Origin of the sequence: Arthrobacter sp. SW1 (assembly GCF_001766675.1) — a bacterium.
GTDB lineage: Bacteria > Actinomycetota > Actinomycetes > Actinomycetales > Micrococcaceae > Arthrobacter.
This window is the reverse complement of sequence record NZ_MJLT01000042.1, coordinates 1-1,493: the sequence shown is the minus strand read 5'-3', so window position 1 is coordinate 1,493 and position 1,493 is coordinate 1. Positions and strand designations below refer to the sequence as shown.

4 protein-coding genes are annotated in these 1,493 nt (G+C 62.6%); 1 reads left to right on the top strand and 3 read right to left on the bottom strand.

Annotation, left to right across the window (positions count from 1 at the left end):
- A partial coding sequence (locus BIU82_RS13390; protein ID WP_139146576.1) for an IS3 family transposase occupies positions 1 to 209 on the top strand: 209 nt, incomplete at its 5' end.
- A gap of 90 nt (positions 210 to 299) precedes the next feature.
- On the opposite strand, the gene BIU82_RS13385 is transcribed toward BIU82_RS13390, so the two are convergent.
- From BIU82_RS13385 to BIU82_RS19940, 3 genes are all read right to left on the bottom strand, one after another.
- Positions 300 to 563: a WXG100 family type VII secretion target gene (locus BIU82_RS13385; RefSeq protein WP_070348796.1), complete on the bottom strand. Its 264-nt coding sequence runs from the start codon at positions 561 to 563 to the stop codon at positions 300 to 302.
- 253 nt (positions 564 to 816) lie between these two features.
- Positions 817 to 1,080 (bottom strand): hypothetical protein, encoded by a 264-nt coding sequence (locus BIU82_RS13380; RefSeq protein WP_070349967.1) that lies wholly within the window; start codon positions 1,078 to 1,080, stop codon positions 817 to 819.
- A gap of 221 nt (positions 1,081 to 1,301) precedes the next feature.
- A partial coding sequence (locus BIU82_RS19940; RefSeq protein ID WP_070349956.1) for a hypothetical protein occupies positions 1,302 to 1,493 on the bottom strand: 192 nt, incomplete at its 5' end.

Genomic DNA, 1,493 nt, shown 5'->3' with positions numbered 1-1,493 from the left:
GCAAGGGCAACTGCTACGACAACGCAGTGATGGAGAACTTCTTCGGACACCTCAAGGAAGAACTCTTCCACCACGTCCGGTTCCTCAACACCGACGCACTGGCACCGGCTCTGCACGAGTACATCCACTGGTACAACAACGACCGGATCTCCACAAAGCTCGAGGGCCTGAGCCCGGTGCAATACCGCGCCCAGGCCCTCGCGGCCTAGGATCCTACTTAGCCAGTCCAACTATCGGGGACCAGTTCATATTTGAGGGGGTCATCTGTGTTTCGGCCGGCAACTCCGGCGAAACGAAGATTAGTGGGAGGCCTGTTCCTGCTCGTTGGCGTTCTTGGTGGCCTTCTTGCCGGCTTCGTCGAGGGCCTGGGCGACCTTCTGGAGGGCGGTCATGTGCTGGGACTGCCATTCGTTGCGGAAGCGGTCGGCGTCCGGGCCCTTCCAGTCGGTGCTGTGCAGGACCTTGTTCAGGGTGTTGCGCTGCTGTTCGATTTCGTTGGAACCGGCCTGCAGCTTGCTGCCGAGGGTCTTGAGCTGCTGTACATCTGCGCCCCAAATAGCCATGGTGTTTCTCCTTGATCATTCACGGACCCGAACTCTTCGGCATCCCCAATACCTAAGAACCTACCGTGACCTCGCAAAACGTGTCGATGGGGACCGGTGCCCATGCAGCGCTCCCCATGCTCCATGGCTCCTGCCGGCCCGGCCCGCAAACCTGCCGGGGCACGTAAACCTGCCCTCAAACGGCGGAAGCCCGGACGCTAGTGCGTCCGGGCTTCCGTGTTCCTCCGGTGCGTGCCTCACCGCCGGGCGGATGCTAGTGGGAGGCCTGCTCCTGCTGCGCGGCGTTCTTGACGGCCTTCTTGCCGGCGTCGTCCAGCGCCTGGGCTGCCTTGTTCAGGGACGGCAGGTGCCGGCTGTGCCACTCGTCGGAGAAGCGCTTGGCGTCCGGGCCGGTCCAGTCGGTGTTGTGCAGCAGGTTGTCCAAGTTCCTGCCGATGCGGTCGAGGTCGTTGGAACCGCTGCTCAGCTTCTTGCCGAGGGTCTTCAGTTCCTGTACATCTGCGCCCCAAATAGCCATGTCAATTGCCCCTTTTTGTCGTGGATCCGATTGCCGGTCCGTGGTTCCGGTGCGAGCCGGGAAGTTTCGATACAAGAAGTAAACAGCCGCGCCGCCGCTTCGTCGATGGGGATTCCTGCCCATGCCGCGCGGCATCGCCTCGTCCGGAAACACGGCGCTTTTAACGCCGGGAAGCCCGGACACGTGTGTGTCCGGGCTTCCAGTTTGAGAGGCGGTGGGCCTTAGTGGGAGGCCTGTTCCTGCTCGTTGGCGTTCTTGGTGGCCTTCTTGCCGGCTTCGTCCAGGGCCTGGGCGACCTTCTGGAGGGCGGTCATGTGCTGGGACTGCCATTCGTTGCGGAAGCGGTCGGCGTCCGGGCCCTTCCAGTCGGTGCTGTGCAGGACCTTGTTCAGGGTGTTGCGCTGCTGCTCGAT